The organism is Bradyrhizobium sp. HKCCYLRH1034, from assembly GCF_051168375.1.
Lineage (GTDB): Bacteria > Pseudomonadota > Alphaproteobacteria > Rhizobiales > Xanthobacteraceae > Bradyrhizobium.
Map to the genome: position 1 here is coordinate 1 of NZ_JBNPUW010000033.1, position 1,089 is coordinate 1,089.

Consider the following 1,089-nt stretch of genomic DNA (forward strand, 5'->3'; position numbering starts at 1 on the left):
CGCGCGGGTCTCGTCGGCGAACACCAGGATCGGCTGCGAGCCCGACGTCTGCACCGACACGCCTTCCATCTGCACCAAGGGCATCAGCTGGTCGCGGTACTGCACCATGTAGCGGCCGTTGGAGATCTCGATCTTGTCGGCCGCGATCTCCTCCAGGCGCGTGACCAGCGCCAGCGGCACCGCCTTGGGCTGCGCCGTGCCGGCGCGGAACACCAAGAGCGAGGTGAGCTGCTCGCCGCCGATGGCGTGATGCGCGGCGTGCTCGTCGGACACCGCCTGCGAGGCCGAGCCGGCGGCGCCGAGCGCTTTCGCAATGCCGTTCGGATCGATGATCATGATCACGGCGCCGTCGCCCAGGATGGTGTTGCCCGAGAACATGTCGATGTGACGCAGCTTGGTCGACATCGGCTTGACCACGATTTCCTCGGTGTGGAACACGCAGTCGACCACGATGCCGAAGGTCTGGTTGCCGACCTGCGTCACCACGATGAAGCCGTTCTCCGGATCGGTCGACGAGCCGTCGTCGATCTTCAGGAGCTTCTTCAGATGCATCAGCGGCAGCAGCTTGTTGCGCAAGCGCAAGACCGCGGTGTCCTTGATGCGCTCGATGCGGTGCTCGGAGTTGGCGCGCGCACGCACCAGCTCGACGACCGACAATTGCGGGATCGCGAAGCGGTCGCCGCCGGCTTCGACGATCAGCGCCGAGACGATCGCGAGCGTCAGCGGGATCTTGATGGTGACCGAGGTGCCCTCGCCGAGCACCGACTTGATGTCGATGGTGCCGCCGATCTGGTCGATGTTGGTGCGCACCACGTCCATGCCGACGCCGCGGCCCGAGACCGAGGTGACGGCGGCCGCGGTCGAGAAGCCCGGCTCGAAGATGAACTTGTGGATCTGCGCTTCCGTCATCTTCTCGAGCTCGGCCTCGGTGACGAGGCCGTTCGCCAGGGCCTTGGCCTTGATGCGCTCGGTGTTGAGGCCGCGGCCGTTGTCGGCGATGCAGATGATGATGTGGCCGCCTTCGTGATAGGCGGACAGCCGGATGGTGCCCTGCTCGGCCTTGCCGGCCGCGGCGCGCTCGGCCATCGT

Annotated in this window: 1 protein-coding gene; it reads right to left on the minus strand. The window is 66.5% G+C overall.

The window, feature by feature from the left end; translation table 11 throughout:
* Nucleotides 1-1,089: chemotaxis protein CheA (locus ACQR0W_RS33500; RefSeq protein WP_434888681.1), on the minus strand; the 1,089-nt coding region annotated here is incomplete at both ends.